This window comes from Moorena sp. SIO3A2 (genome assembly GCF_010672265.1).
GTDB lineage: Bacteria > Cyanobacteriota > Cyanobacteriia > Cyanobacteriales > Coleofasciculaceae > Moorena > Moorena producens.
The window spans coordinates 248,726-274,254 of record NZ_JAAHHC010000007.1; the positions used below are offsets into that span (position 1 = coordinate 248,726).

The 25,529-nt window shown below is 42.2% G+C and carries 22 protein-coding genes and 9 pseudogenes; 9 read left to right on the forward strand and 22 right to left on the reverse strand.

Annotated features, from left to right (window positions below):
* Nucleotides 1-364: 364 nt before the first annotated feature.
* Nucleotides 365-717 (forward strand): annotated as a pseudogene (locus tag F6K64_RS38845) (hypothetical protein); the annotation flags it as partial.
* A gap of 106 nt (nt 718-823) precedes the next feature.
* On the opposite strand, the gene F6K64_RS10620 reads toward F6K64_RS38845, so the two are convergent.
* The 10 genes from F6K64_RS10620 to F6K64_RS10665 form a co-directional block, all read right to left on the reverse strand.
* On the reverse strand, nt 824-982 hold the full coding sequence (locus F6K64_RS10620; protein WP_009149818.1) for a lasso peptide: 159 nt from the start codon (nt 980-982) through the stop codon (nt 824-826).
* A 75-nt stretch (nt 983-1,057) separates the two neighbouring features.
* Nucleotides 1,058-3,085 (reverse strand): lasso peptide isopeptide bond-forming cyclase, encoded by a 2,028-nt coding sequence (locus tag F6K64_RS10625; RefSeq protein WP_009149817.1) that lies wholly within the window; start codon nt 3,083-3,085, stop codon nt 1,058-1,060.
* A 2-nt stretch (nt 3,086-3,087) separates the two neighbouring features.
* Nucleotides 3,088-3,525, reverse strand: a complete 438-nt coding sequence (locus F6K64_RS10630; RefSeq protein ID WP_044494525.1) for a lasso peptide biosynthesis B2 protein — start codon at nt 3,523-3,525, stop codon at nt 3,088-3,090.
* Complete coding sequence (locus F6K64_RS10635; protein ID WP_009149815.1) at nt 3,494-3,820, reverse strand: PqqD family protein; 327 nt, start codon at nt 3,818-3,820, stop codon at nt 3,494-3,496. Before F6K64_RS10635 ends, F6K64_RS10630 begins: the two co-directional genes overlap by 32 nt.
* 22 nt (nt 3,821-3,842) lie before the next feature.
* Entirely contained in the window at nt 3,843-4,286 is a 444-nt protein-coding gene (locus tag F6K64_RS10640) for a hypothetical protein (RefSeq protein ID WP_009149814.1), read from the reverse strand.
* Between the two features lie 346 nt (nt 4,287-4,632).
* Nucleotides 4,633-5,280 carry a Uma2 family endonuclease gene (locus F6K64_RS10645; protein ID WP_009149813.1) on the reverse strand — a complete coding sequence of 216 codons (648 nt, stop codon included), beginning with the start codon at nt 5,278-5,280 and terminating at the stop codon, nt 4,633-4,635.
* Nucleotides 5,281-5,323: 43 nt separating this feature from the next.
* Nucleotides 5,324-5,455 carry a hypothetical protein gene (locus F6K64_RS10650; protein WP_267872083.1) on the reverse strand — a complete coding sequence of 44 codons (132 nt, stop codon included), beginning with the start codon at nt 5,453-5,455 and terminating at the stop codon, nt 5,324-5,326.
* 148 nt (nt 5,456-5,603) lie between these two features.
* Entirely contained in the window at nt 5,604-6,338 is a 735-nt protein-coding gene (locus tag F6K64_RS10655; protein ID WP_165691866.1) for a Uma2 family endonuclease, read from the reverse strand.
* A 1,231-nt stretch (nt 6,339-7,569) separates the two neighbouring features.
* Nucleotides 7,570-7,734: a hypothetical protein gene (locus tag F6K64_RS10660; RefSeq protein ID WP_154659900.1), complete on the reverse strand. Its 165-nt coding sequence runs from the start codon at nt 7,732-7,734 to the stop codon at nt 7,570-7,572.
* A gap of 380 nt (nt 7,735-8,114) precedes the next feature.
* Nucleotides 8,115-8,303, reverse strand: coding sequence for a hypothetical protein (locus F6K64_RS10665; protein ID WP_009149811.1), 189 nt, complete (start codon nt 8,301-8,303; stop codon nt 8,115-8,117).
* Nucleotides 8,304-8,526: 223 nt separating this feature from the next.
* On the opposite strand from F6K64_RS10665, the gene F6K64_RS10670 reads away from it, so the two are divergent.
* The gene (locus F6K64_RS10670; protein ID WP_154659899.1) at nt 8,527-8,679 is read left to right on the forward strand and encodes a hypothetical protein; all 153 of its coding nucleotides are present in this window, start codon (nt 8,527-8,529) and stop codon (nt 8,677-8,679) included.
* On the opposite strand, the gene F6K64_RS10675 is transcribed toward F6K64_RS10670, so the two are convergent.
* The 5 genes from F6K64_RS10675 to F6K64_RS10695 form a co-directional block, all read right to left on the reverse strand.
* The gene (locus F6K64_RS10675; RefSeq protein ID WP_131827258.1) at nt 8,646-9,944 is read right to left on the reverse strand and encodes a glycosyltransferase family 4 protein; all 1,299 of its coding nucleotides are present in this window, start codon (nt 9,942-9,944) and stop codon (nt 8,646-8,648) included. The two genes, F6K64_RS10670 and F6K64_RS10675, sit on opposite strands and share 34 nt — an antisense overlap.
* Entirely contained in the window at nt 9,941-10,153 is a 213-nt protein-coding gene (locus F6K64_RS10680; protein ID WP_131827259.1) for a hypothetical protein, read from the reverse strand. Before F6K64_RS10680 ends, F6K64_RS10675 begins: the two co-directional genes overlap by 4 nt.
* 138 nt (nt 10,154-10,291) lie before the next feature.
* A complete protein-coding gene (locus F6K64_RS10685; RefSeq protein WP_009149809.1) occupies nt 10,292-11,368 on the reverse strand; it encodes a glycosyltransferase family 4 protein in 1,077 nt (358 codons plus the stop codon).
* Nucleotides 11,369-11,517: 149 nt separating this feature from the next.
* Nucleotides 11,518-11,868 (reverse strand): hypothetical protein, encoded by a 351-nt coding sequence (locus tag F6K64_RS10690; RefSeq protein ID WP_009149808.1) that lies wholly within the window; start codon nt 11,866-11,868, stop codon nt 11,518-11,520.
* Between the two features lie 87 nt (nt 11,869-11,955).
* Nucleotides 11,956-13,305 carry a hypothetical protein gene (locus F6K64_RS10695; RefSeq protein WP_143764229.1) on the reverse strand — a complete coding sequence of 450 codons (1,350 nt, stop codon included), beginning with the start codon at nt 13,303-13,305 and terminating at the stop codon, nt 11,956-11,958.
* 186 nt (nt 13,306-13,491) lie between these two features.
* On the opposite strand from F6K64_RS10695, the gene F6K64_RS10700 reads away from it, so the two are divergent.
* Entirely contained in the window at nt 13,492-13,755 is a 264-nt protein-coding gene (locus F6K64_RS10700; RefSeq protein ID WP_009149806.1) for a hypothetical protein, read from the forward strand.
* Nucleotides 13,756-13,859: 104 nt separating this feature from the next.
* Nucleotides 13,860-14,407, forward strand: a pseudogene (locus tag F6K64_RS10705) (transposase); the annotation flags it as partial.
* A 190-nt stretch (nt 14,408-14,597) separates the two neighbouring features.
* On the opposite strand, the pseudogene F6K64_RS10710 reads toward F6K64_RS10705, so the two are convergent.
* The 7 genes and pseudogenes from F6K64_RS10710 to F6K64_RS10745 form a co-directional block, all read right to left on the reverse strand.
* Nucleotides 14,598-15,061 (reverse strand): annotated as a pseudogene (locus F6K64_RS10710) (hypothetical protein); the annotation flags it as partial.
* 187 nt (nt 15,062-15,248) lie between these two features.
* Nucleotides 15,249-15,566: pseudogene (locus F6K64_RS10715) on the reverse strand (IS4 family transposase); the annotation flags it as partial.
* A 56-nt stretch (nt 15,567-15,622) separates the two neighbouring features.
* Nucleotides 15,623-16,852 (reverse strand): annotated as a pseudogene (locus tag F6K64_RS10720) (IS630 family transposase).
* A gap of 54 nt (nt 16,853-16,906) precedes the next feature.
* Nucleotides 16,907-17,323: pseudogene (locus F6K64_RS10725) on the reverse strand (IS4 family transposase); the annotation flags it as partial.
* 80 nt (nt 17,324-17,403) lie between these two features.
* Nucleotides 17,404-18,069, reverse strand: a pseudogene (locus F6K64_RS10730) (HARBI1 family protein); the annotation flags it as partial.
* 205 nt (nt 18,070-18,274) lie between these two features.
* Nucleotides 18,275-18,421 (reverse strand): annotated as a pseudogene (locus F6K64_RS10740) (helix-turn-helix domain-containing protein); the annotation flags it as partial.
* Between the two features lie 84 nt (nt 18,422-18,505).
* Nucleotides 18,506-18,703, reverse strand: coding sequence for a hypothetical protein (locus F6K64_RS10745; RefSeq protein WP_009149795.1), 198 nt, complete (start codon nt 18,701-18,703; stop codon nt 18,506-18,508).
* 109 nt (nt 18,704-18,812) lie between these two features.
* On the opposite strand from F6K64_RS10745, the gene F6K64_RS10750 reads away from it, so the two are divergent.
* The 5 genes and pseudogenes from F6K64_RS10750 (at nt 18,813) to F6K64_RS10770 (ending at nt 25,273) form a co-directional block, all read left to right on the forward strand.
* Entirely contained in the window at nt 18,813-20,954 is a 2,142-nt protein-coding gene (locus F6K64_RS10750) for a GumC family protein (RefSeq protein ID WP_287265403.1), read from the forward strand.
* Nucleotides 20,955-20,989: 35 nt separating this feature from the next.
* Nucleotides 20,990-22,357, forward strand: a complete 1,368-nt coding sequence (locus tag F6K64_RS10755) for a metallophosphoesterase family protein (protein WP_287265404.1) — start codon at nt 20,990-20,992, stop codon at nt 22,355-22,357.
* Nucleotides 22,358-22,503: 146 nt separating this feature from the next.
* Nucleotides 22,504-22,684 (forward strand): annotated as a pseudogene (locus tag F6K64_RS38850) (hypothetical protein); the annotation flags it as partial.
* 716 nt (nt 22,685-23,400) lie between these two features.
* Complete coding sequence (locus F6K64_RS10765) at nt 23,401-24,096, forward strand: DUF4365 domain-containing protein (protein WP_202799246.1); 696 nt, start codon at nt 23,401-23,403, stop codon at nt 24,094-24,096.
* A 622-nt stretch (nt 24,097-24,718) separates the two neighbouring features.
* Nucleotides 24,719-25,273 (forward strand): CAP domain-containing protein, encoded by a 555-nt coding sequence (locus tag F6K64_RS10770; protein ID WP_287265406.1) that lies wholly within the window; start codon nt 24,719-24,721, stop codon nt 25,271-25,273.
* Nucleotides 25,274-25,529 lie beyond the last annotated feature (256 nt).

Sequence of the window (25,529 nt, forward strand, 5' to 3'; positions counted from 1 at the left end):
ACTTCCTAGTATGGTGGGCAAACGTTGGCCCACCATAATCAATAAGACAGAGAATTTATTCTCTGTCTTAAACTGTGTTATATCTATGAGCATTAAAGATTGATTGACTTCAATTACTTTGGGTGCATCTCAGTTTTGCCAAAATATCAAAATCATGATATTATTGGAAGTCAACTATTTTTAATAATTACTAAAATTTATGAACTTGAGTCCGGAATAAAAGCAAGAGCTAAAAGAACATTTAAAAGCTGTCGCTCAACTTTTAGATCGCCACACACCCCCAGGAAATAAGCAAAGATTTGAGGATATAGAAACAACCTTAAGAGACTATATCCAAGAAGAAGTTTCCCCCATGAGCGACTGCATCAAGACAGGAGAAAAGTTACTCTGGTCAGGAAAAGTGGCAGAGACTTTAGAGTTATTTAGCGGTGCGACCCCGCGCTTTCTCAAAGCGCTAGGGAACGCGCACCGTGGGGCTTAAAAAAGAAAGTAGCACAAAATTTTTGCAACTATAGAGAAACTCATAAAAATCGAATAATTAACTATGAATACTATCAGATATAGCGAATTATTTCACTAGGTTCAGGAGCAATTGAATCGGGCATTAAGCAAATAGGAATGCGATTTCAAATATCAGGATCACAATGGAATATTAAAAATGTTAATAAGATTCTTTTTTTACGCTGTGCTTACTTAAATGGAATGCTTTATCAATGATGTTTTTACAAAGATGATATGCACCCATTACTTTTTCCTTGTCATCTTAGAGATGACAAGGAAAAAGTTGATCAAACTCTACAAATGAATAATTAATTCAGGTGAGTTAGGGTTGTGTGAAGTCACTGGAACCAGTACTGTTGGTAGTAATAGTTCCCGATGTTAAGATGATAAAGTCTTGATCAGCTGTGACACCTTGAGATAGAGTGATCTCTTCCACGTTACCGTGAATAATGAGATCGGGTTGAGTGTAAGTTTTAGTCATTGACTAATCTCCTGTAGATAATAGAACATTTGGATTTGGTAAATACAACCTGACCCTGTGACCCGTAAATCACTCTCAAACTGTCTTCTGATTTTTAGACAGTTTATTGAGTGCTAGGGTCAAGCTTGCACCCAGCCAAATAGTCATTTTTTCCTGAGACGTTAGATTCTTAGCTGAGATTAATTTTTGATAGGTCTTTTGCACAGTGTTGGTGTTTACATAGTTATTAATGGACTCAAGGGGTGTTCCCATAATCCCTTCCAGTTGGGCGCGATTAAATTCCAGTAAACCATGAACAAAATTGTCACTGAGATCCCCTTTTCCTCCTCTCCACTGTATCACCTCTGGAAGGCTTCCCCTCAAAGCACGGCGCATAACCATTCTACTCCATCCCTGACGCAATTTTTGCTCGGAAGGAAGTGCTAAACAAAACTCAATTAACCGCTTATCCATAAAGGGATGACGGGCTTCTATACCAGCAGCAGCAGCGCAGCGATCAATTTGTTCCAATACTAAGGTGAATACTCCCGCATTTAAAGCCTGGAATTGGTTTTTCCTAACGGTTAATGGGGTATATGGTGGGGTAGACCAATGTTTTAATCGTTCTTGTAAACCAATGCGTTCAGCAAACTCTTGGTTAATTAAAGGTGTCGATTTATTACCAGAAACCTGGAAAGGTTGATATCGCCTTACCCACTTTTTGATCAAATCTGGCACTATTGGTCGCAAACCATGCTGAACTAATAGTTGTTTGCGAGACAGCCCGATGTGGCGATGAATTTGCTGGATGGCTTCGATAAATTCTAACCAACCAAACTGTTTAGCCAATTTACGTAGAGTAGGAATGCCGTGAATTTCTACTAAAGTACTAGCTGAAGTACCAAAGTTATGGGCCAATGTTTTGGTTTCCTGGGCAAAAACTGCCCATTTTCCTTGAGAGGCTAATTCGGTGAGTCGATAAATGCCGTGGGAAACTATATTATCACCATCATGTCCATCTAAAAGAATACGAACCCCTTGTTTTTTAGCAATTTGAGTCAATCGCCACGGAAAATAATAATTGGGGCCAGGAAACGCCTCATCCTCATACTCAAAAATCTGATCAATGTCTGAGAGAGGTCCTATTTGGTCGCCAGCAATAAAATGGGGTATAAACTCCCCTTGATTTAATACTGCCTCAATAAAGGATCGTTCATCGCATTGTTTGAGGGTATCAAAAACACAGGAAAAGGTATGTAATGGCGGCTTTTTTGTCTCAGCTAATAAATCCCGTGCGACACAAGTAATCGACGAGGAATCTAAACCACCACTTAACTGAGAACCAATGGGAAAAGCACTACGTAAACGACAGCGCACCGCCTCGGTAAAGATTTCCCGAAAGGCATCTGCATAGGCTTGATCGGATTCTAAATGCAGTTCTTTGCTTGGATCTAATGACCAATAAGACCAAGTTCGCAGTTCAGTTTGATTAATAATCAAACTATGGGCTGGAGGTAAGCGGAAAACATTTTCATAAGTAGTAATAACCTTGTCCTCTAGCATTAACATAATAAAGTCAGCAATCCGGACTTCGTTAATGCGTTGAGGAATCTGAGGTAGGCAAAATAAAGCCTTCATCTCAGAAGCAAACAAAAAAGCTTTCTCTGCTTGATAATAATAGTAAAAAGGCTTAACACCAAGATGATCTCTGGCACAAAAAAGCTGTTGCTGAGACTGATCCCAAATGGCAAAAGCAAAATCCCCCAACAGGTATTGGGGACAGTCCTTTCCCCATCGGTGGTAGGCGGCTAAAATTAAATCGCTGTCGGTAATTTTTTCCGGCTCTTGCTCTGCTAATTCCAAGGTAGTAATTAGCTCATCCCGATTATCAATGCGAGCATCAGCGGTTAAAATACAATTACGCTCAGAATCCACTAGGGGTTGGACTTCTAGCAAAGACTCCGGTGTTGTCCACAACATCCGATGACCAAATCCCACCTCCCCCTCACACCAAACATTAGCTGCGTCAGTTCCCCGATGGGCTAAGGTATCTAACATCTGGCTGAGATCGGTTTGCTTTACTGCACAACCATCAAGATCAAAAATTCCAACAATACCACTCATGGTTAATGCTTTCCTAAGGATGGTAGGGTTTTGAAACGAGTTAAATCCGGCAATTGACCAATGACAACTAAGCCCTGATTTTCCACCCAAGCGTGAGCTTCTAGCTGTCCTGATTCTCCCTTAGCAACCCCAATACGTAATTGAGGAACATAGCCATACTGAACCATTAAGGTATAGGTTGTTAAAGCCCTTGCTAAACACTTGACTTTCCCTGGCATATAACGGCTAGTTATGTTTACAGCCCACAGGATGTGATTAAGTTTAACCAGATTGGCTGTGTGAGTAAAACGATAGTGACTTATCTGTTCTAAGCGCTGGTGTAAGGTTTGAAAGGATAAAAACTTCAACCCTACCCGAACTAACAGTAACATGATAAATGTTTTTACCAAGAGCAGATAAAGTCTAGGGCTAAGGTTGAGCAATTTCCACAGATGCTTCATCAATGACCTCGATTAGTCCTTTAGTGTGCATTTTTTCCAGCAGAGAGACGATATCTGGGTCACAAACTTCAGGAGTAACCCCGTATTCTTCTACAATTGCAGCACTAATATCAGCGAATTTTTGGGGCTTTTGGATTAATTGCCAAATCCTCGCACCAACTTCAGTTAACCCGTAATAAACACCAGATTTATAATCAAGAATGACTACTTCTTCAGCCGTTAAATCACAAGCAAATTGATCTTTAGCTGCTACTACGAGGCAAGAATGGGAATTTTCACCACTAAAAGTTATCATATCTAGTTATTCGTAAATACAATTAAATTGCACCAAAATCTTTAACCCCATAAAAACCAATCCGTTTAGACTGGCGACGGGTAAACTCTCCCACTGAAGAGTTGCCATTCGGATCTATCACCCCTGTTACCTGCTGCCATAACTCAGCCGGAGCCAAGGATACCTTATAAATGCGATCGCCACTCTTGCACACGTGATACCACTTGCTTTCCTGGCACTGACTACACCAAAAAGCCTCTAGCCACTCTCCTTCGATAGCTACCGTGGTTTTACTGGCTATCAGCATCAAGGCATATTTTTGTGGAACACCACGCTCCTGAAGTTGTCCTGCTCGATCGGCAAACAACCGATACTTTTGACTAACGCTATCAAGGTAGCAACCATGAATGGGACATAAAATAGCTCTTCGTTTAGAACGCTTCCGGTTGCGTTGACATCGTTTGGTTTGAGGTGTTGATGGTGGCATTAGGGAATTTAGAATGCGCGAATTTAGAATGCGCGAATTTAGAATGAAGAATTGAGAATGAAGAATTGAGAATGAAAAATTTAGAATGCGCGAATTTAGAATCGGGAGGCAAGTGTAGAACAGGCATCTTGCCTGTTGCCCAACCCTAGAACCGGCATCTTGCCTGTTTCATTTCCGGGCAGCCAGGATGGCCACCCCACTCCTATTCATTCCGCCCCTCAGCAATGCCCTTATAGCTGATACGCGACACGCTGATAGCTTACATTCAACTCACAAAATTTTCTGAATACGGCCTCTTGCCACTATTCGCGCATTCTAAATTCGCGCATTCTAAATTCCCGATTCTCTACTCCCTACTCCCTTCTTCTCCAAGAAGTCCCACAAATTCTCGCAAAGCCACACTAGAACCAAACTGCCATCCCTTATTAATGTATTGGGGAATTGTTTCTTTCACCGGGAAATTTGGAAAAATTTCGCTGGTTTGAACCTCTAAATAGCGGCCACTTTCAAATCGATAGATGTGAATTGTGTCCGCTTTGTAAATCCAAACTTCTGGAACAGCTAGAGGAATGTAGTCGTTAATATCAGTAATTGAAGTCAGGTCAATTTCTAGGGCGAGATCCGGTGGTGGATCTTGGCTCAGGTCTAGTCTTCGCTTTCCTAAAATTGCTTGGTAATTTTGGATGTAGAAACAAGCATCTGGCTCCACTCCAGGCATTCCCCCTTGCCTGAGGGTAATGGGATCAAAGCTCTGCCAATCTTTTCCTTCATAGCGTAGCAGTGCTTTAACTAAGTCAGCCAGTATATCAGCTTGGTTACCGTGTTCAGGAAGAGGAGCCATGAGCAAAATCTGATTATCTCGAAATCGCATGCGAATACTAGCCCGGTCACCAAGCTTTACCAACAGCTGCTCATAGTCTTCCCAAGTTCCTGGGAACCGCAATTGAGTTCCAGGAGCTAGATCAATAGTGGTTGGGGTGATGGTGGGCAACATATCGCAAAGGGAACAGGGAATTTAGAATTTAGAATGCGCGAATTTAGAATCGGGAATCGGGAATCGGGAATCGGGAATCGGAACCCACCCCTAACCCCTCCCAGGAGGGGAACGGTAATCGGGAGCAGGTGGAAGAAGAGTGGCAAGTGTAGAATAGGCATCTTGCCTGTTTCATTTTATTTAAAAGCTAATAGCTGATAGCTGATAGCACCTCAAGTAGCACCTCAAGTAGCGCATTAGCTGATAGCTTACCCTAAAACTCTTCCCCCTACTCCCTATTCCCTGTTCCCTGTTCCCAGATCCGCTGTTCCCTACTCCCTACATTACAAATCATCAGGATTGACCCCAAGGCTACGCAATCGTTCTGCCAATCGTTCAGCCCGTTGGTGTTCCTGTTCAGCCCGTTCTGCTGAAGTTGGAATCCAATTACCAGCTTCATCATACCAACGCAGCCACAACCCTTCTGTTTCTTGATATTTCCCCTGCCAAACTCCTAACCCTAATTCCAGCCTTGGAAACCAAAATTTCGGTTCAGAAAGTTCTACCGCCTGATACTGTATGGGCATTAATTGAAACACCTGCAACTGGTTGTCATAACGGTCAAAAACTACATAGTAAGGAATCCGCATATACTGCTCATAAGCTTGCCATTTAGTAGGTGGCTTGTTCGCAGACCTTAGGGTTTGTCCTAAATCTTCGGCTTCCGTACCTGGTGATAGGAGTTCCACCACCAAAAATGGCGCTATTCCTTCCTGCCAAACCACATAACTCCAGCGCAGGTCTTGTTGTTGTTGAGCGGGAGTCACACCCAATACCAGAAACCAATCCGGTCGCTTGTGCCATAACGAATGACGGCTATCGTAATATAAATTCAGGTCTGTACCAATGAACATTTCCTCCCTGGGATAGTTGGGAGGTTGGCAGGTTTCTCGCAATAGTTGGGGTTGGAAGTCATGAAACTCGTCAGGCAAACCAGGCTCCTCTGGGTCTTCACTAGGTAGATCATACATAGTGGGCATAGTTTCCCTGGGAGGACGGGGTGGGTCAGTGTGGTACATGATCCTCTGTTGAACCTGATAGTTTGAGCATAGCATCTTGAGCTTTAGGGAATAGGGAGCAGGGAGTCGGGAATTTAGAATTTAGAATGCGCGAATTTAGAATCGGGAATTTAGTGCGTAGGGTGCGTTAGGGGCGGGCTTGCCCTGATTTTAAACCTCGTAGCCAGCGTTGGGATAGTCCGCCCCGTAACGCACCACCAAGTAGAATTTAGAATCGGGAATTGGGAGCAGGGGGGACAAGAGTGGCAAGTGTAGAACAGGCATCTTGCCTGTTGCCTCAACTGTAGAACAGGCATCTTGCCTGTTGCCTCAACTGTAGAACAGGCATCTTGCCTGTTGCCTCAACTGTAGAACAGGCATCTTGCCTGTTTCATTTCCGGGCAGACAGGATGCCCACCCCACTCCTATTCATTCCGCCCCTCAGCAATGCCCTGATAGCTGATAGCTAATAGCTGATAACTCACCCTAAAACTCTTCTCCCTCGGTGCGCTTACAGTCGTCGAATTAAATTCGCCACGGGTCGCACCGCTCCCGACTCCCTCGGTGCGCTTACAGTCGTCGAATTAAATTCGCCACGGGTCGCACCGCTCCCGACTCCCTGCTCCCTAAAATAATAGACACACAATCTCCCCCTTAATCACTTTCCTGCTGTTGACATCACAACTAATGAAAAGTGGTGTGGGGAGAGACTGAGATCAACAGGACCATCGAAGCCCACTCCTAAAACTTAAGGATCTAGATAGTAATAACTAGCTAGTATTTAATTTTAGTTCGTAGGGTGGGTTAGGCTGGGCAAGGATTTTGAGAGATTACCAATCAGTTTTTATCCGCGCCGTAACCCACCTTCTTTAAATTTCGCGCCTGACTACGGACGCTTTTTAATTAGCGCGGGTTGCCAATTTTATTTTTTAGATGATTTCCTAAACAAACCAGTCAAACAAACTAGTAAACTAAACTATTAGTAGTTAGGCACCAATTAGTTATTCTTATTAACTGAGATCTGTCAGGATAATTGAGCAAATTGGTGAGATAATTTGTGGGATAATTTTGTTTAATCCTAAACATACTTTTATTAAACCATATAATCCCCATCCTACCCTTTATCTAGATATTAATAACTAGATAATAATATAGTTGTTAATTGGCTTTTATGAAATTAGTTAATGTAAGCATTCAGCTATCAGCTATCAGCTATCAGCTATCAGTTATCAGCTTATGGGCTATGGACAGGCTACTTGAGGTGCTTATGGGCATAGGGTAAGCAAAGGGAACAGCTTTTGAATAAGCGATGCAGAGGTGCGACCCGTGGCGAATTTAATTCGCCTACGGAAAACGCACCATTACGGTCTTGGGGGTTTCCCCCATGAGCGACTGCATCAAGACAACAGGTAAGCATTAGTTTAATCTGAGTTATGGAAAGCTGTTCGCGCAGCGTGAGCTTTTAGCTCACGGCTGACCGCTGACGGCTGAATGCTTACTAGTTAATTAATAACTTATATAGCACTACGCATTCAGATGTTTAACATTCCTAAACTCCGAAACTTAGTCATAGCTTACTTCTGACTTCTGACTTCTTACTTCTGACTTGCGCCTAGCGCTATAGCGAGCACCGATTGAAATAGATTATTTACTAAAGCCAGTCAAAAAAAATAGTCAAACAAACGCTTATGAGTTAGGCGTTAGGCACCAATTATTTATTCTTAGTAACTGAGATATTTCAGGACAATTGAGTAAATTGGTGGAATAATTTGTGGGTAAGCATTCAGCAGTCAGCAGTCAGCAGTCAGCAGTCAGCCATTCGCTACGCGAACAGTAGTGTGGCCATAAGCCATAAGCCTTTAGCTGATAGCTGATAGCTGATAGCTGATCGCTGATCGCTGATAGCTGATCGCTGATAGCTGATCGCTGATAGCTGACATTTGTGGGATAATTTTGTTTAATCCTTAATTTAATTTTATGGGACAATGTTTCCAGGAATTAATACTATCAAAAAACGGCGCATAAGTCAAGGTCATAAGGCAAAAGGCAATAGGCAATAGGCAATAGGCAAGCTAGTGCTGTAGGGAGCGGTTAGCGATAGCGTAACCCCACAAAAGCCTCACGCTTTGTTGGGTTTCGTTGCCTCAACCCAACCTACGCCATGATCTAAAGTCAGTCAACCAGGGGAAATTGCTTATCCTTTTGCCTCTTGCCTTTTGCCTCTTGCCTTTTGCCTCTTGCCTACTCCCTCGGTGCGCTTACAGTCGTCGAATTAAATTCGCCACGGGTCGCACCGCTCCCGACTCCCGACTCCCGACTCCCGACTCCCTACTCCCGACTCAAGGCTTCACAAAGAACCTGATCATACTGTTTAGCAATCACTTCAGGAGTAAAATTCTCTAGTAAATACTCACGACCAGCCTGACCTAGGGAGTTTACTAACTCCTGATTAGCGGCCAGAGAGCGGATATAGTCAGCCAGACCTTGGCTGTCTCCATTCACGAAGCTGGCACCGCACTTAGCCTTGGCAATCAGCTCAGTTAAGTACGCTTGAGGAGAGCAAATTACCGCCACGGGAACCCCAGCAGCTAACGCAGAGTAGAGTTTGCTAGGAGCCACTAAGGTTTCCATACCAGGAATCACACTTACTAAGGAGAGATCGCAAGCGGTTAATGAGTAAGGCAGCATGTCTTTGTCTTGGTAGGGCAAAAACAGAAAGTTAGTTAAACCTAAGCGCTTCACGTCCTCGATTAAGGCTTCTCGCTTCGCACCACTACCAATACAGACAAACTGAATCGGTTCGTCTTTCAGTAATTTAGCAGTCTCAAGAATCGTGTCGATATCATGGCAGCGCCCCATATTACCAGAGTAAAGCACCGTGAATTTATTAACTAAGTTGTGCTTCTGGGCAAACCAGTTATCTGGCTTGGGGAGTGGCACAATCACATCTGGGTTAGCCCAACTGTGAATCACTGCCACCTTGTTAGCCAATTTAGGACAGGTATCTATGACTCGTTGCTTCATGGCTGAACTAAGGACAATAATTGCCTCGGCTTTACGCCAAACCCGACGATTGAGACCTCTCCAAAATCGAGCCAAGGGATGATCGTGACCAATGACTCCTAACTCCACAGCAATGTCTGGATAAAAATCGTAAATTAGGCAAACATAGCGCATACCAAAAATCCTACGAGCCAGGTAGGCAACCACAGGGAAAAACGGTGGCGCAGTCGTTAATAACACCAAATTACGACGACGACAGTTTTTAACTAAGTGCAAGAAAGCTCGCACAGCGAAAATTAAGCCATTAACAGCTTTGCCACGAATCCGCTGAGGCCACAGTTGAGCTGAACGCGATCGCTTAATTTGTACTTTTCCCAATTTTTCATACATTGGTGCAGTGGCAGTCTCAAAAGCATAGCCTGGTTGCCCAGTAAACACCTTAATATCCATCCCTTGTTTGCCCAATTGCATCACCAACTCTTGAATTAGCTGGCCAGTCGCAGCATAGTCAGGAGGGAAAAACTGAGTTAGTACAGACAGCCGCAGAGACTGGTCACTAACTGTATTTGTTGGTAACCAGTCTTTAATTGGGTTTGATGTTTTTAGTTGTTTAAGTAAAATCATAGCTCCACTGATAGTCTTTTCAATTGGTTGAAGTACTTTTGTTTTAGGGAGCAGGGAACAGGGAGTAGGGAGTAGGGAGTAGGGAATCGGGAATCGGAAATCGGGAATCGGGAGTAGGGAGTAGGGAGTAGGGAGTAGGGAGTAGGGAATCGGGAATCGGGAAGAGGAGGCACGCGGAGATAGCGCGCGGAGTATGGGGAGATGGCCATCTGGCCATCTCCCCAGCCACATTTAAAATTCAGATGTAATTAAGATCTGTAGCGTTTCTCGTACTAATCAGGTACAAAGAATTTTTTCTCTGCTCCCTGCTCCCTGCTCCCTGCTCCCTGCTCCCGACTCCCGACTCCCTACTCCCTGCTCCCCACTCCCTGCTCCATGGAAGAGCCATGAACAGACTGCCATGCTCTCCAAATCACCAATCCCAGTAAAATCGTTGTACTACCGACAATTACCGGACTGCGAGGAAACTGAACAGAGACTAGGGCTAAACTGCCAGCCCATAACGTGAGGGCGTAAATCAGTAACACCGTTAGTCGATGAGACAAACCTGCCTTTAACAAACGATGATGGAGATGGCGTTGATCAGCCTGGAAAGGTGAACTGCCGTGACATAATCTCAGGGTAATCACAGCAGACATGTCTAAAAGGGGTACTGCCAAGACCAGAAAGGGTAAGAGGACTGTGGTAGCTACGGCACTCTTGACCAATCCAATCACACTCAGGCTAGCGATAGTGAAACCGATGAAGTAGGAGCCACCATCTCCCATAAAAATTTGGGCTGGATTGAAGTTGTAGTACAAAAATCCTAATAAACTCCCTACTAATGCCGCACTAATTAGTGCGGCCTCGGTTTCGCCCATGAACAAACTGAGGAGCAAAATCATCACCCCAGCAATACCAGCCACTCCTGAAGCCAAGCCATCCAGTCCATCAATCCAGTTAATCCCGTTGACAACCCCTGTCAGCCAGAGGACGGTAAGAGGTAAGCTGAGCCATCCTAAGTGTACAATTCCCACTCCTGGAAGGCTGACAACGCTAATCCCCAGCCCCATTTGCCAAGCGACACTAGCAACGACCGCTTGGAGTAACAAGCGCGTTAACGGCGATAAATTCACCAAGTCGTCTGTGACGCCAATCAAGAAAAAGCAGAAACTGCCGAGAAGAACTGCCCAAACCTCTGAAGAAACGTCAGGGGGAAAATCAGCCAACCCTCCTAGACTCCAGACTAAAAACAGAGCAAGTAAGGTGCCAGCACAAATAGAAATTCCCCCTAAACGCACCATCGGTTGTCGATGCACTTTACGCTCGGCTGGTAAGTCAGTGTACTGATACTTGATGGCAGCCGCTTTAACTAAAGGAATAGTCTTGAAAACAATTAAAGCGGCAATAATGAAGGCAACTACATAATATCCAAAGGAAACCATGGTGCAATAGCGTAAGAATTATCAGATCTCAGAACCAGGATTTATAGCACTACGCATTCAGATGTTTGACATTCCTAAACTCCGAAACTTAGTCATATCTGATTTCTGACTTCTGACTTCTAACTTCTGACTTGCGCGTAGCGCTATACCTAAGGGGCTTGTACTTCTGAAGCATCTAATTCTTGTATAAGCTGATTTCCTTGCTCTAATAAACTTGGCCACTCTGCACAATTAGAAGCCACACAAGAATCTAGCTGCTGCACAAGCTGTTGAGCAGCCTCGACCTGCTTTGCGTTATCCACCAATGTTGCCGTATTGCCTGATACATTGGTACCTGTGATGTCTGAAACATTAGGACCAGTAATATCTGAAATATTCAGACCAGTAATATCTGACAAGTTATTCGCCAGCCCAGGCAAAACTGGAGTGAATCCCACCGCCAAAGCAGTGATTGCCAAAATACTGGTAGTTTGATTTTTAATTGAGGAAATGAGTTTCATGATTTACCTCTGTGAATTTACCTCGTGAATTTACCTCGGTGTAACGTGTTAGCTTGCCTTAAAGGCAGTTGAGTCTAAACCAGAATCTCATAAAATGAGATCCACCAGAGAGAGAACATCGCCAATTGAGCCACCAACACCCAAAACAAAACGGGCTCCGTCACCTTGACCAGCAATATCTCTTACGGCTGGAGTAATTACAAGAGGGATACCTTTAAAAGGGACTATTGATGCCCCTATTGCTAAATCTTGTCCCGTCCACTCTGTAATTAAACTTACCGACGGGAGCACTCCCACACCCAAACTACCAAAGAAACCAATACTGTTTTCCCCATTAGTTATTTGTTCTACACTGCGAAACCGACCTGTACCAGCTCCTACAGTGATTACTACACGACTAAAAGGGTCATTAATGTTACGTCTGAGGTTAAACACCTTGGTAACTGCCCCGTAGTAGGTATTCTCGAAATCATTAAATTCAGTCGGACTACCTTCTGGTAATCGTCCCACGTTAATAATTCCTTCTCCTCCTAAAGCAACAGCCCATCCCGGAGCAAATTGAGCATGCAACTTGGCATTCACACCGCCACTACCAAGGGGTCGGCTACCACCAAAACTAGCGATCGTATAGGACAACTGTAATCCCACTGAGTCCCTCGCGTCGCCAAGACCGAAGCCAAATCCTAATGTTCCATCCCTACCACCTCCAATCAAACCACCGCTATTATTGCTAAAGCGCGTGCGAGATTGAAAGCCAAAGCCAACAAAGCCTCTGTAGTTATCAGCTCCAAATCCGGAGGGATTGGAAATGTTAAACCCTGGAGAAATTGAAGAAGTCTTACGGAAATTAGGCGCTAATTTGTAAGAATCTAGTTGCTTTTGTAACTTGCGGATTTGCTCTTGAGTTGATGGAGGAATTGGGGAAGAGTTTGGGGATTCAGAGGAGTCACTAGATTGAGAAACTAGTGTTCTCGATACTAGTTGATCAGGTGTATAGGCTGGAGTAACGTCAGCACCACTGGTTCTAGAGTGCCAAGTCAAAGATGAACTAGATCCTAACCATTGACTGGAAAAACGGCTTCTTGTTGACGTTAATCTTGCTTGAGTTGTACCGGTTTCAGTTGTTACCTTGGGAACCGAGTTAACTTGATTACCAGCAACTATTCCAGCTCCCAAGACTGGAGTTGCTAAGTTAGAGATGGCACCGAGATGGTTAATTCGTTGTGGACTGGCTTTAATCTCAGGGTCAGTAGTACGGAGGGCCACGGGAGTTGCTCCCAGCATTACATTTACCGATGGACCCTTAACAGTAGGAACAGAGGTTCCTAAATCCTTGTAGTTAGATTGTGAATTAGCAGTTGCTGGAGCTTGACCCCCTAGAAACCAGGGAGTTAACACAGCAAAACTGTAAGTTGCAAGCTTGGAAATGTGCATCATGCCTTAAGCTGACTCTGAATTTGAGTGTCAGTCCGTAACGTTTGAATAGTCTAAGTGTGGTGTAGCGCACTCCCAGAAAAACGATGCAGTAATTCAGAAGTGTTGAACATTAATAAAACTTAACAAATATCTAGGCAAAAATAGGTTATTATTTACTAATATTTACCTATTGAATAATTTTAAATTATGAGTGATTCCATTAAAAAAATCATCAAATATATCCTCAAAGATTTACCTAAAAATGATGATCCAGTCCTAAATACTAAATTATTCGTAAGTTGTTGGGTTGGTTATTGTTTGGATCAAAGCTTAAGCAGTATGAGGGATTTATTTCAACGATTAAATTATACGGGAATTAATCTTCATATTTATACTTTTTCCAAAGCTAGCAAACAAAGAAGTATTGAACCATGTCTTGAGGCAGTCGCTCATGGTTTGAAGTTACCGTAAGACAGTTGAGCCTTAATCAATGGAGGCGCGCTTTCCTATGGCGAATTAAATTACGGGGTCGCGCCTCAAGTTTTAACCCTTTTTTGCATAACCTACCAACCATAAAGGCTCAACTGTCTTAGGTTTCGTCTCCGGGGAAACCCCCAAGACCGCGCTGCCTCGCTTTTAATAATTTTTGAAAAGTTACTTCAAAAAAAACAATTTAATAAATCTCAATTTAATCCCTCCAATAAAAATAGCGCAACGCTACCAAATTTGTCCGATTGATTCAACAATAATAACTCTAACCAGCAAATTACTTTTTAAAATTGGTTATAGCCAAGTTAAACTAATTAGTGGATTAAATTTATCAACAGGAGTTCCCGAAGATACTTTAATAAATTTTGGCTCAAATCATGACTATAACTATGGACAAGAAATGATAGATGCATTGCCCAAAAATGCTATAGCCGTAATGGATAGAGGCTTTGCTTCTCTAAATTTTATCAAACAAAATAGCCTAATGAATAATTATTTTGTGCTAAGATTACCTAATAATTATAAACTACAGTTTTTGGAAAAATCTGAGTTTATGAAGGTCGGCACTGGTCAAAAATCAGGAATTTACAGAGTTATTAATTTTTGTGATCTAGAAAATAGATCTGAATATAAGACCTCTCCAAAAACTTGAAAGTATCTCAGTAACTGCTTTTCAGCCCTCAAATTGACCAAGTCAATTAAACCGTTGAATTAACGCTATAATAGGCTTTACGAAGCTATTGATATTAATTTATCACCAAAACTATGAGCAGATATAACCTCAATTGTTTCAGCACTTTCAGAGGCTTTTGTTACTTGTAATACTAAGGCTCCTGTTCCTGGGGGGGCGACATGAGAGCTAAAAAGTAGACTGTATAAGCTTCATAGCTCTCATACCTCGTAAATAATTATCGAGCTTATGACGACTTAAACGCATCAAATTTTCAACTAATTCCCAACATTTATCCATAAAATTAATCCACTTTTGGCCATAATTACCAATATAAAAACTGGACGGTGCGCTTTCCAATGGGCGAGTAAATCGCCCTTGGGTCGCACCGCTATGTCTTTTAGTTGTTCGCCCATATTATTTGACTCTAGCCACATACTTTTGAACTCCTTTTTTATTAATTTTATCTCCTTGAGATGTAGCAAATAGATAAGCAAAAGATCTTAAAAGAACTAAAGACAAAAAACGTTTTCCTACTACATTACTGCCTTCCATATTATATCCACCACTTTGATAATCTCGAAACATTTCTTCAATACCAAAACGTTGTCTTGATGCAGTCGCTCATGGTTTGAAGTTACCGTAAGACAGTTGAGCCTTAATCAATGGAGGCGCGCTTTCCTATGGCGAATTAAATTACGGGGTCGCGCCTCAAGTTTTAACCCTTTTTTGCATAACCTACCAACCATAAAGGCTCAACGTAATCAGGTTTCGTCTCCGGGGAAACCCCCAAGACCGCGCTGCATCGCTTTTTATAAGCAGCAATTGCTTCCGAGGTACTGCTCATATTTGTTATAATAAACCAACCTTCTTTTGTTACGGATTTTCGATAACTCTTTTTCCATTTACAGGCGATATTAAATCCAGCAATTTGTTTATTTTTTGTCACTTTTACATTTTCAAAAAATAAAGATATTCCCGGTTTTAATCCACAATTTTTTAAGGAAATCCAACCCGAATTATTAAGTTCAATTTTTTCCGATTCTTTTAGTCTTAAACAAAATGTAAAACCTTGTGTATCTAGCCATTTAGCCAATTTTACTGAACAAAATTCTCGGTCTCCTTGACAACATCATAGCTATCAAATAGCCCTATAATAGTTGATAAGCTGTTATGCATTTAAGCTGTGATAACAGCATTACCTTGATTTTTAATTTTTCGATCCCATTTAATAACTAATCCTCCTTCATTTAAAAGATGATTGAGCAAAATTTATAACTCTTCGATAGATTCAAAAAGACGATTAGCAATATATTCTTTAGCTGAATGCCAAACTAATTCAATTAAGTTATAGTCTGGGCTATATTTTGGCAAATACTCTAAATGTATATTAGACATCTCCAGAAACTCGGTTTTGACCCAGGCAGTGCAAGGGTTTGAGGTTAATTTTTGGAGATGTCTATTAGGCATTTCAGTTTCTATTTTATCGATATATTCGGCTTTCTTATGAAAACTAGCATTATCCAAAATAATTACTATTTTTGGTCCTTTTTTAACAAAGTATTCTTTTTTATTACCTGCTTTTATCCATTCATTGATTAGCTCTTCATAAAAAAGCTTTAAGACTTCATAAAAACTTTTACTATTGCTTTTTTTAAGAAAATCTACAAATCTTTTCTTATCTGAATATCGTAAAGCTCCCATTACATTTACTCTGCCTTTTCTTCTGTCTCCTCTGACTTTTTTTCGCTTCCCCTTTTTACACCAGTTTTTCCTCCTTATTACTCTTAAACTGAAACCACTCTCATGAGGGGCTGTGTGGCGAACCTGCGTCGCCACCTTGAAAGCCCCGTCCCAAAACCATACCTGTAAAAGCTCTGGGTTTTCTTTTTCTATTTTTAAATATTCGGATAATTTTTCTTTGAATGCTTTTCTTTTTTCAGAATCTCTCTTCGATTCTAAGCTATACTTTGACCAGACGTAAACGTACTTTTTTTTTTCTAATATCCTTCGCACTTGTGATCCACTTAATTTAATTCCTGTTACTTTTTCTAAATAGGTTGCTAATCTTTGGGCTGACCATCGCCCAAATTCATATCCTAATTCTTGTGGTTCTTTTTCGACCGTATCTAATCAAATATCTATGTACTTATCTGTAGCTTTTTGATGATTACCTTTCATTCTTTGATCTTTAAGGGTTTCTAAGTTATCTGGGTCTCCGTGGACACACCAGTAACAAACTTTATTTTTTGAGCAGCCAATAAAATTAGCAATTTCTTGCTGTGTTTTGCCATCATTTAATAATAGCAAGATCAGAAGTCTCTCTCTAATATATCCATTTTCTTCTATTTTTAGAGCTTTTTGAATTTTTGGTTTTTGCTCTGATGTGAGATGATTTTTAGCTGGCATCTTTTTTTATGGAATTGTTGTTAACTCTATTATACCCAATTTAAATGCGCAACAGCTTATAATTTTTTTTTGCTCTGAAAAATTACTTGAACCAAGTTTTGAAAGAAGTTCAAAATAAATTGGGATTGCTCGATTTTTATAAATTAGACTAATCATCAATAAATTTTTGTCCTTCCAATTAGTTCTATCGAGGGCTAAATAAATTTTCTGCTGTTTATTAAATCTTTGAAATATCCATTCTCTAATAATTGGAAACCACAAGGATTTTATTTGAAATATTGGTAAGGACAAAAATCTCTGCAACTTTTTACGTCTTGATCTAAATTGAATGGGTAAAGGTAATGACTCTGCGATTTTTTCAAGTTTAACATTTTTGGTATCTTGTATAATAATGACTACAAGGTTAAGAAATAATAATTGAGATTCGGAAAGTAGATTTTTTAGATGTTTTTGATATAATTCTGGTAGCATTTTAAATTGATAGGTCGTCTTGACAATTTCTGACCTATCTTTTTTTACCATAATTCGCTCAATTTAATATATATCAAGGGTTACAGGGCGCTTGTCGCCCCCCCAGCTCCTGTTCTCAATCTTACCAAACCGCATATTGTCAAAATTACCTCAGAATATTTACTAGAATTTAGGCGAAACCTTTCTCCCGCTATTTTAAAAATTTTCACCAATCTAATTACGTGTTCTACAAATATTCTGTTTGAAGATAATAGCTTGTTATATTTCTTTTCCTGTGAGGTTAATTCACCATTTTTTGGTTTTTTATGGGGAGTTTTTATTTGTTCTTCTCCAAGGTGCGCTTTCCAATGGCCGGGGAACCCGGCCTTGGGTCGCACCTCTATATAAGCTTTGTCTCCACTCAGTCGTTGTTTATCATCAAATTTTTTTAAACTTTCCCGACAAATATTTATATCACTTTTGGGGCCAGGTTTACCCACCACTACGTCCACAATATCTTCCCCTTTTGGCAACACAATAAAGCGGTGCGACCCAAGGGCGATTTACTCGCCCTTGGAGGCGCGCACCGTTTGGTTTTTAAATGTATGACTTTTCTTCTTACCAGAATAGAAATTTTTTTGCTGATTATAATCTTTTGGTCTTTCTCTGACTTGTTCAGCGCTATCTACTATTAACTCATATTCAGTCAAAGCTTCCCGAATTATCTCCGACTCTTCTTCGCACTTTTTTACTTGTTCTAATAGCGATGCAGCGCGGTCTTGGGGGTTTCCCCGGAGACGAAACCTGATTACGTTGAGCCTTTATGGTTGGTAGGTTATGCAAAAAAGGGTTAAAACTTGAGGCGCGACCCCGTAATTTAATTCGCCATAGGAAAGCGCGCCTCCATTGATTAAGGCTCAACTGTCTTACGGTAACTTCAAACCACTCGCTATTGCATCAAGACAAAGAAGCTGGTAGAGCTTCTCTCAAAAGAGATTGCCAGTAGTTAAAAGTAGAGTTTGCTGTAGATTCACTCACCTGAAACTGTAGTCCTAGAAGTTGAAAGTTTATGTGATGTCGTAAGTAAATTAACGTCAAGACTATTTGGTCTTCAAGCGATGCAGCGCGGTCTTGGGGAGGCAGCGCGGTCTTGGGGGTCTCCCCCATGAGCGACTGCCGTGGTTTCCCCCACTCGCTATTGCATCAAGACAGTGATAATTTTTGTGAAGCACCTCCCCCAGGCTTAATTAGCCGGACTTTTTGATTTTGATTTTTTTCTTTATGTTGACGATGTAATAACTTGGCTTGTTCTATCAGTTGATAGAGTTGTTCATGATTTATCCCTAGCAATCGTTTAGTTTGTTTAGGATTTTTCTGGATATAATCCCAAGTATAGCTCATGGATGATATTCCTAAAATTAATTTATCATCCTCTTATTTTACCATAACTTTATTTGTTGGAGAGGTCTAAGGGTCACAGTGGTTAGAACCAGAAGACAGTGAGTGGGATTTGGGCCTTTGGCTTGGGGTGGCGCGACGGCGAGGAGTAGTCATTGTAGGGGTAGTAGTGACAGGGATGTCCTTCGTCATCCCGAGAACTTTAAATGAAGAGCCAATTTACCAAAGCAAATTCCGGATTTTAGTAGAGCCTGTTAATGCTGAAAATGACTTAGGCAATTTAACGCCTGGTTTAGGGAACCAAAACATTAAATCTAGTTTAGACTACCAAACCCAAATTCAAGTCCTGCGTAGTCCTGAGCTAATGGAAGTAGTGCTCGCAGAAGTACAAAAAACCTATCCCGAAATTAGTTATAATTCCCTAATTGGCAATTTAAAAATTACTCGCTTAGGGAAAACTAAGATCTTGGAAATCAGCTACCAGGGAAACGATCCGGATCTGATCCTCACTATTTTAGAGCAATTAGCCAAAGTCTACCTGAACTACTCCCTGAACGAGCGCCAGACTAACTTACGCCAAGGGATTCAATTCATTGAAAACCAGTTACCATCCTTACAAGCCAGGGTAAATCAACTCCAAAACCAATTACAAGCCTTTCGAGAGCGATATCAGTTTACTAACCCAGACAGCCAAGCTGAACTAATCGCTTCTCAAATTACCGCCTTGAAGGAGCAAAACTTAGCCCTTGAACAACAATTAGTTCAAACCCGCTTCTATGTTGGTTCTCTACAAGAAGAAACTGGAGCTCTGGCGGCTCTTAGTGACGCTCCACTATCTCAGCAAATCATTGGTCAGTTAAGAAATGTCGAAACCCAAATCGCTGGGGAATTAACTCGCTTCCAACCACAAAGCACAGCGATTCGACTTCTCCAAAATCAACGGCAAAATCTCCTCCCGATCCTAGAGCAAGAAGCAGAGCGAATTTTAGGCTCCAAGTTAGCAGAAGGTGTAACTGAGGTGCAAAGGCTTGAAACCCAACGTCAAACCTTATTAGTTGCCCAACAACAGCTAGAACAACAGGCTCAACAAATGCCTGCCTTAGCCAGACAATACACCGACTTACAGCTAGAAATACAAATTGCTAGTGAGGGGTTAAACCGTTTTCGGGCTACCCGCGAAACGTTGCAAATCGAAGCCGCCCAAACCGAGATTCCTTGGGAAGTAATTGAAGCCCCAGTTCGGCCAGTGGTTCCGATCTCTCCTAACATCCAACGTAGTCTAACCTTGGGAGCTGTAGCTAGTATTGCTGTAGGCATTGGTGTGGCTTTGATTTTGGAAAGATTAGATAACGTTTATCACAATCTCGAGGAACTAAAACAGCAAAGCAAACTCCATTTGTTAGGGAATATCCCCATTAATAAACAAATAGCAGCAACGCCAAGTAATAACTCCCTAGCCAAAGTAGGAGGTTTATTGTCTAAACCTTTTACGTGGCTAATACCAGCTTTGAAGCAAAAATCAACGCCTTACATCTATTATGGGGACTCCCAATCCTCACACTTTTTGGAAGCCCTACGAGTACTCTATACCAATATTCAATTACTGAGTTCAGACCGCCCAATCCGTTCTCTGGCAATCAGTTCAGCTCTGCCTGGGGATGGTAAGTCAACCATTGCTATTTACCTGGCTCAAACAGCGGCAGCCATAGGGAAAAAGGTGTTATTAGTTGATGCAGATTTGCGTAAACCCCAAGTTCATCCAAGATTGCAATTATCCAACCAGTTGGGATTAAGTAATTTAATTCTCCAAACCCTATCCCCTGAAGACGTAATTGAGCAAAAGTTACCTGTAGCTGGCTTATCAGTCCTAACCTCAGGTCAACTTGTTCCAGATCCTACCAAGCTGATATATTCCCATAAAATGACACAATTGATGGCAGGTTTCCACGAAACCTTTGACCTCGTAATTTATGATACTCCCTCAGTTTTGGGATTAGCAGACGCTAGCTTGCTTACTTCTCACACCGATGGGTTGATTCTGGTAAGTCGCATTGGGAAAACAGATCGTTCTGCTCTGACCCAAGCTCTTGAGAATCTGAAACTGTCTCAAATTCACGTTTTAGGCATTGTTGCTAATGGTGTTAAAGGTGACTCTATTAGCCCTTACAAGTACTACAAATCCGGTTACGGAAACAATCACAAAGAACAGGATTGGGAGGAGGAGGAGAACCTTACCCCGACATTGTTCAAGTAAAAGGGAATCGGGAATCTACCTCACCTATTTTAAACATGCTATATGACCCACCTATTGCTACTAAAATCGCTACAATCAACCAGTGCTTATGCTGGCGTAATCCTGGGATTATCAAGGAGGGAATTGACCAAACTCAGTTAGTGCTTGATGATGGTGAAAATGAACGTCCAGACTTTTCGTTTCTAGTCCTTGGGGATACGGATTCAGATACGAAATATGGAGAGAAGCTGCAAGCACAAATTGCTCAACAATTACGTGAGCACATGGATACTTGTTGCTTTACGTTACACACAGGGGATCTCGTTTATCCCTTTGGGTCGGGTGAGTTTTATCTGGAGAAATTTCTTAAATTCTACCGAGAGGTTTTTGGTATTAGGAGTCCTGTCAAAAAAACTGACACTACTCGACTAGTCTTTAATCACCCGATTTTCCCTGTACCAGGAAATCATGATTACTATGACCTGACTTTTCTGCCCAGATTATTTGCTCAGTTAAGTTTACCTCTACGCCGTTGGTTAAAATCTCAGTTAGGGTTGACGCTAGGTTGGGATAGTTCTAACCAAGGCAAAGCCTATGCTCAAGCTTTTCTTGATTGCTTGAGTCAACCTCACAAGCGCAGTAATTTAGCTGAGTACCTCAACCAACACTATACTGCCAAGACCGAAACGGGAAGATGCCTGCGCTACCAACCTGGTCACTTTACCCGTCTACCTAATCGCTACTATACCTTTAGATATGGTGGCATTGACTTTTTTGCCCTTGATTCCAATACGTTTTGTATTTCTGGCTCTTCGTCTAAACCTAAGGCTGATCCTGACCTAGAGCAACTAGACTGGTTACAGCAACGGTTAATTGATTCTTGGCATGATCCTCAGGTAAGGGGACGAGTGATCTATCTTCATCACTCTGCCTATTCAACGGAAACAACCCGATGGGAGCAGCCAGATGCGATCGCAGTTCGTGGCCATTTACGCCAAGTATTGGATCAGGTGGCTGCTGCTATTGGTTCCCTACCGGAAAAACGGCCACTGGTAGATTTAATCTTAAGTGGACATGCCCATTGCTTTGAGCATTTGCGTACCCTTGATACTAAACATGCTGACTCCAATTTAAATTGGCTAGTTTGTGGCGGAAGTGGTGCTAGTTTGCGGGGTCAGCGCAAAGATGAGGTTGAAGTGATGGAAATTAGTCAGAGCGGTTATGTTCAAATGGTGGCGCGATCGCTTTTATTTATCGGACGCAAAGGTAAAGGCAGAACAGCCCGCTCTCCTCATACGTTCCTACGGATTGATGTACATCAGGGTGTGCCCCCTAAGTTTGTAATTCGGCCATTTGTAGTTGAGAAACTCAAGAATAAGTGGAGTAGTAGTGCCATCAAACCCTTTGTGATCCAGAATTTATAGTAGTTCTCAATGCTAGCTCCCCATCTCCCCATCTCCCCATCTCCCCACACTTCCCATACTTCCCACACTTCCCACACCTCCCACACCTCCCACACTTACCTGTCTTAATCTGGTACTATTTATATAGTCATAGGTCAAAACAACAAATGAGTAAACTGCGCAACATACTAATGGGTGCTGGTATAGCAGCAGTAGGTGCGGTCGGAACTAAAATGGCTGTGGATTATTTCCGCAACCGTGTTGGCGTTCATCTATACCGATGAGGGTCGTAAGATGGTGGCTAGCGTGGGATATACTCCTGATGCAACGGATTACAATATCAATTTAGCTTGCGGCAAAAGAAGCCCCATAACTGCGATCGTGTTACGTGAGTGTGGGGGACGAAACCTTGTAGACGGGAGCCAAACTAATCGGTAGGTTATGAGTAATAGTTTTAAGTTGTCTGAAATAAGGCTCCCGTCTACTTACGGTAATTCCAGGGATGAATTTTGCACAGGGTATGCATGGAATTGCTATAATATATTTACTGATAAACAAAGCCGTTCGCGTAGCGTGGCCTACGGCCTTAAATGCTGGTTTGTTAGCAAAACAGTCTTAAAAAAAAGACCAAGAAAATAGAGCGGCAGCGATGCAGAGGTGCGACCCGTGGCGAATTTAATTCGACGACTGTAAGCGCACCTAAGCGGTCTTGGGGGTTTCCCCCACTCGCTATTGCATCAAGAGAGGGCAGTCCGTTCTTAAAGCCCAGCGCCTCCTAAGCAATAGCTGGATTGGCGCTTGTTGCCTACACTGATTCTATAGAATCAGTGTAGGAGCTGTCACACAGCACACCCTTCGCTGTTGAAGTGAATGGGGAACAAATTACCTCCGGTCAAGATCAAACTGGCGGAGCTGATGAAGTGGATTTTGTCCTAGCTGGTAGTTAAATCGGATTTTTCATTGGATAATCTCTGAATAATAAAAGCGATCGCTTGTCTACGGTGATAAGCGATCGCTTTTATTTCAAGCTAAACTATGATGATCTATACCAATTGTCATCAGGAGTGAGGTACACAGGATTTTTTTCCACTCCCGACTCCCTCGGTGCGCTTACAGTCGTCGAATTAAATTCGCCACGGGTCGCACCGCTCCCGACTCCCGCGCAACCCAGAACGAAAGTACTGACCCAATTGAAAACTGCTGTAAGCTATAGAGTAAACCATTTTTATTCCTTCCGGTCAATGAATAAAAATAAACGACCGAGAGAACAAATTATTGCTGATCTCAGTATCAATTATGTGGAACGATATATATTCTTATGTGGTTACTCAGTAGAACGAGTTGAGCTTGAGTACACTTATGGTTTTGACCTGATTATCTTTACCTATGATGCCAATTGTGAACTTGAAAATGGTAAAATTTACGTCAAGCTAAAGGCAACGGATTTTCTGAGCATGCTAGCCGCCGACCAAGAAACCATAGGCTTTCCCCTAGGACGCTCAGACATAGAGCAATGGTTAAAAGAACCAATGCCATGTATCCTAATTGTATACGATGCTCAAATCGATCTAGCCTATTGGCTGTACTTGCAAGCCTACTTTGAAAACTGGGAAAACTTTGACCCATGGCAAATGGAAGGAACGATTACGGTTAATCTTCCTAAAAAGAATATTGTCAATCAAGATGCCATTAAAAAGTTCGCTCGATATAAAAATGATGTGCTGCGACAGTTACCGGGAGTAATTCGTCATCGTGCTTAGAAAAGTTATTTTTCAAGAGTGTCAGCAGTCAGCATTCAGCCTTCAGCTATCAGCGGTCAGCTATCAGCGGTCAGCTCTGAGCAGATCAAAAAAATGATTACCTGTTTTCTTGATGCAAAGCGCGAGTGGGGGAAACCCCCGCAGGTCGGCGCTGCATCGCTTGTTCAAAAGCATCTCAAGTAGCGTGGCACAGGCTTCTAGCCTGTGAATTAGCCCATAAGCTGAATGCTGATAACTGATAACTGATAGATGATAACTGATAACTGATAGATGATAACTGATAGATGATAACTGATAGATGATAACTGATAAATAATAGCTGATATAAATTTAACTATTAATAGTTATAAAAAGGCATGATAATCAAGGAATGAAAATGCGATCGCCTTTCGGCCACACTAAGCGATTGGCCTTTCGGCCACGCTACGCGAACGCACAAAACCATCCTCTGGGAAATTCCCATAAACCTCAAAATTAGGGAACCTTTTCAGGGGAGGCTTAGTCGATAGATAGAGCAATCCCCTTGAAAAGCTGAATCGGATTGCTATATATATCTAGCGCCATATTAATGGCTACCGGGTGCAATCAGATCTGTTGCAGATATTGACCCATGAGGTAATTTATGCATAAAATCCATTTTTGGGCAATTGCTCCGCTTAGTTTGCTCGGATTATTTGAAATAGCGCTTCAGTCTAGCTCAGTTCTGGCTAACCCTTACTCCAATAACACTCTCCAGAGAGGTTCTCAGGAGCAGATAACTGTGCTAACCAGTAGCTCATCCTTAGCTAAATTCAATACTGAGTTGCTTGGACTAACCAATGCTGAACGGCGAAAAGCTGGCTTGCCACCATTACAGCTTTCTGCTGAGCTAACTCAAGCCGCACAGCTACACGCTGAAGATATGGTGCGCAATGGTTTTTTCAGCCATACTGGTTCAGATGGTTCTAAAATAAGCGATCGCGCTAAAGCAGCAGGTTACCTCTATTCCTATGTTGGTGAAAACATTGCCGCAGGTTACCCGACTCCTGCTCAAACCATTAGGCAATGGATGAAAAGCTCTGGTCATCGCCGTAATATACTCAAGCCTCAGTATCAAGAAATTGGCTTTGGTTATGTCAGCGACCCTTCCAGTCCCTATCGCCACTACTGGGTGCAGGTGTTTGGTTCCCCTCGTTAATACTCAGTCGGGAGTCGGGAGCGGTGCGACCCGTGGCGAATTTAATTCGACGACTGTAAGCGCACCGAGGGAGTCGGGAGCGGTGCGACCCGTGGCGAATTTAATTCGACGACTGTAAGCGCACCGAGGGAGTCGGAATCCTCGTAAACCCCCTTAATAAGTAAGGGAGTTATATCATGTCAGGATAATTACCCTTAATAAAAATCTCCCCATCTCCCCACACCTCCCACACCTCCCACACTCCCCACACTCCCCG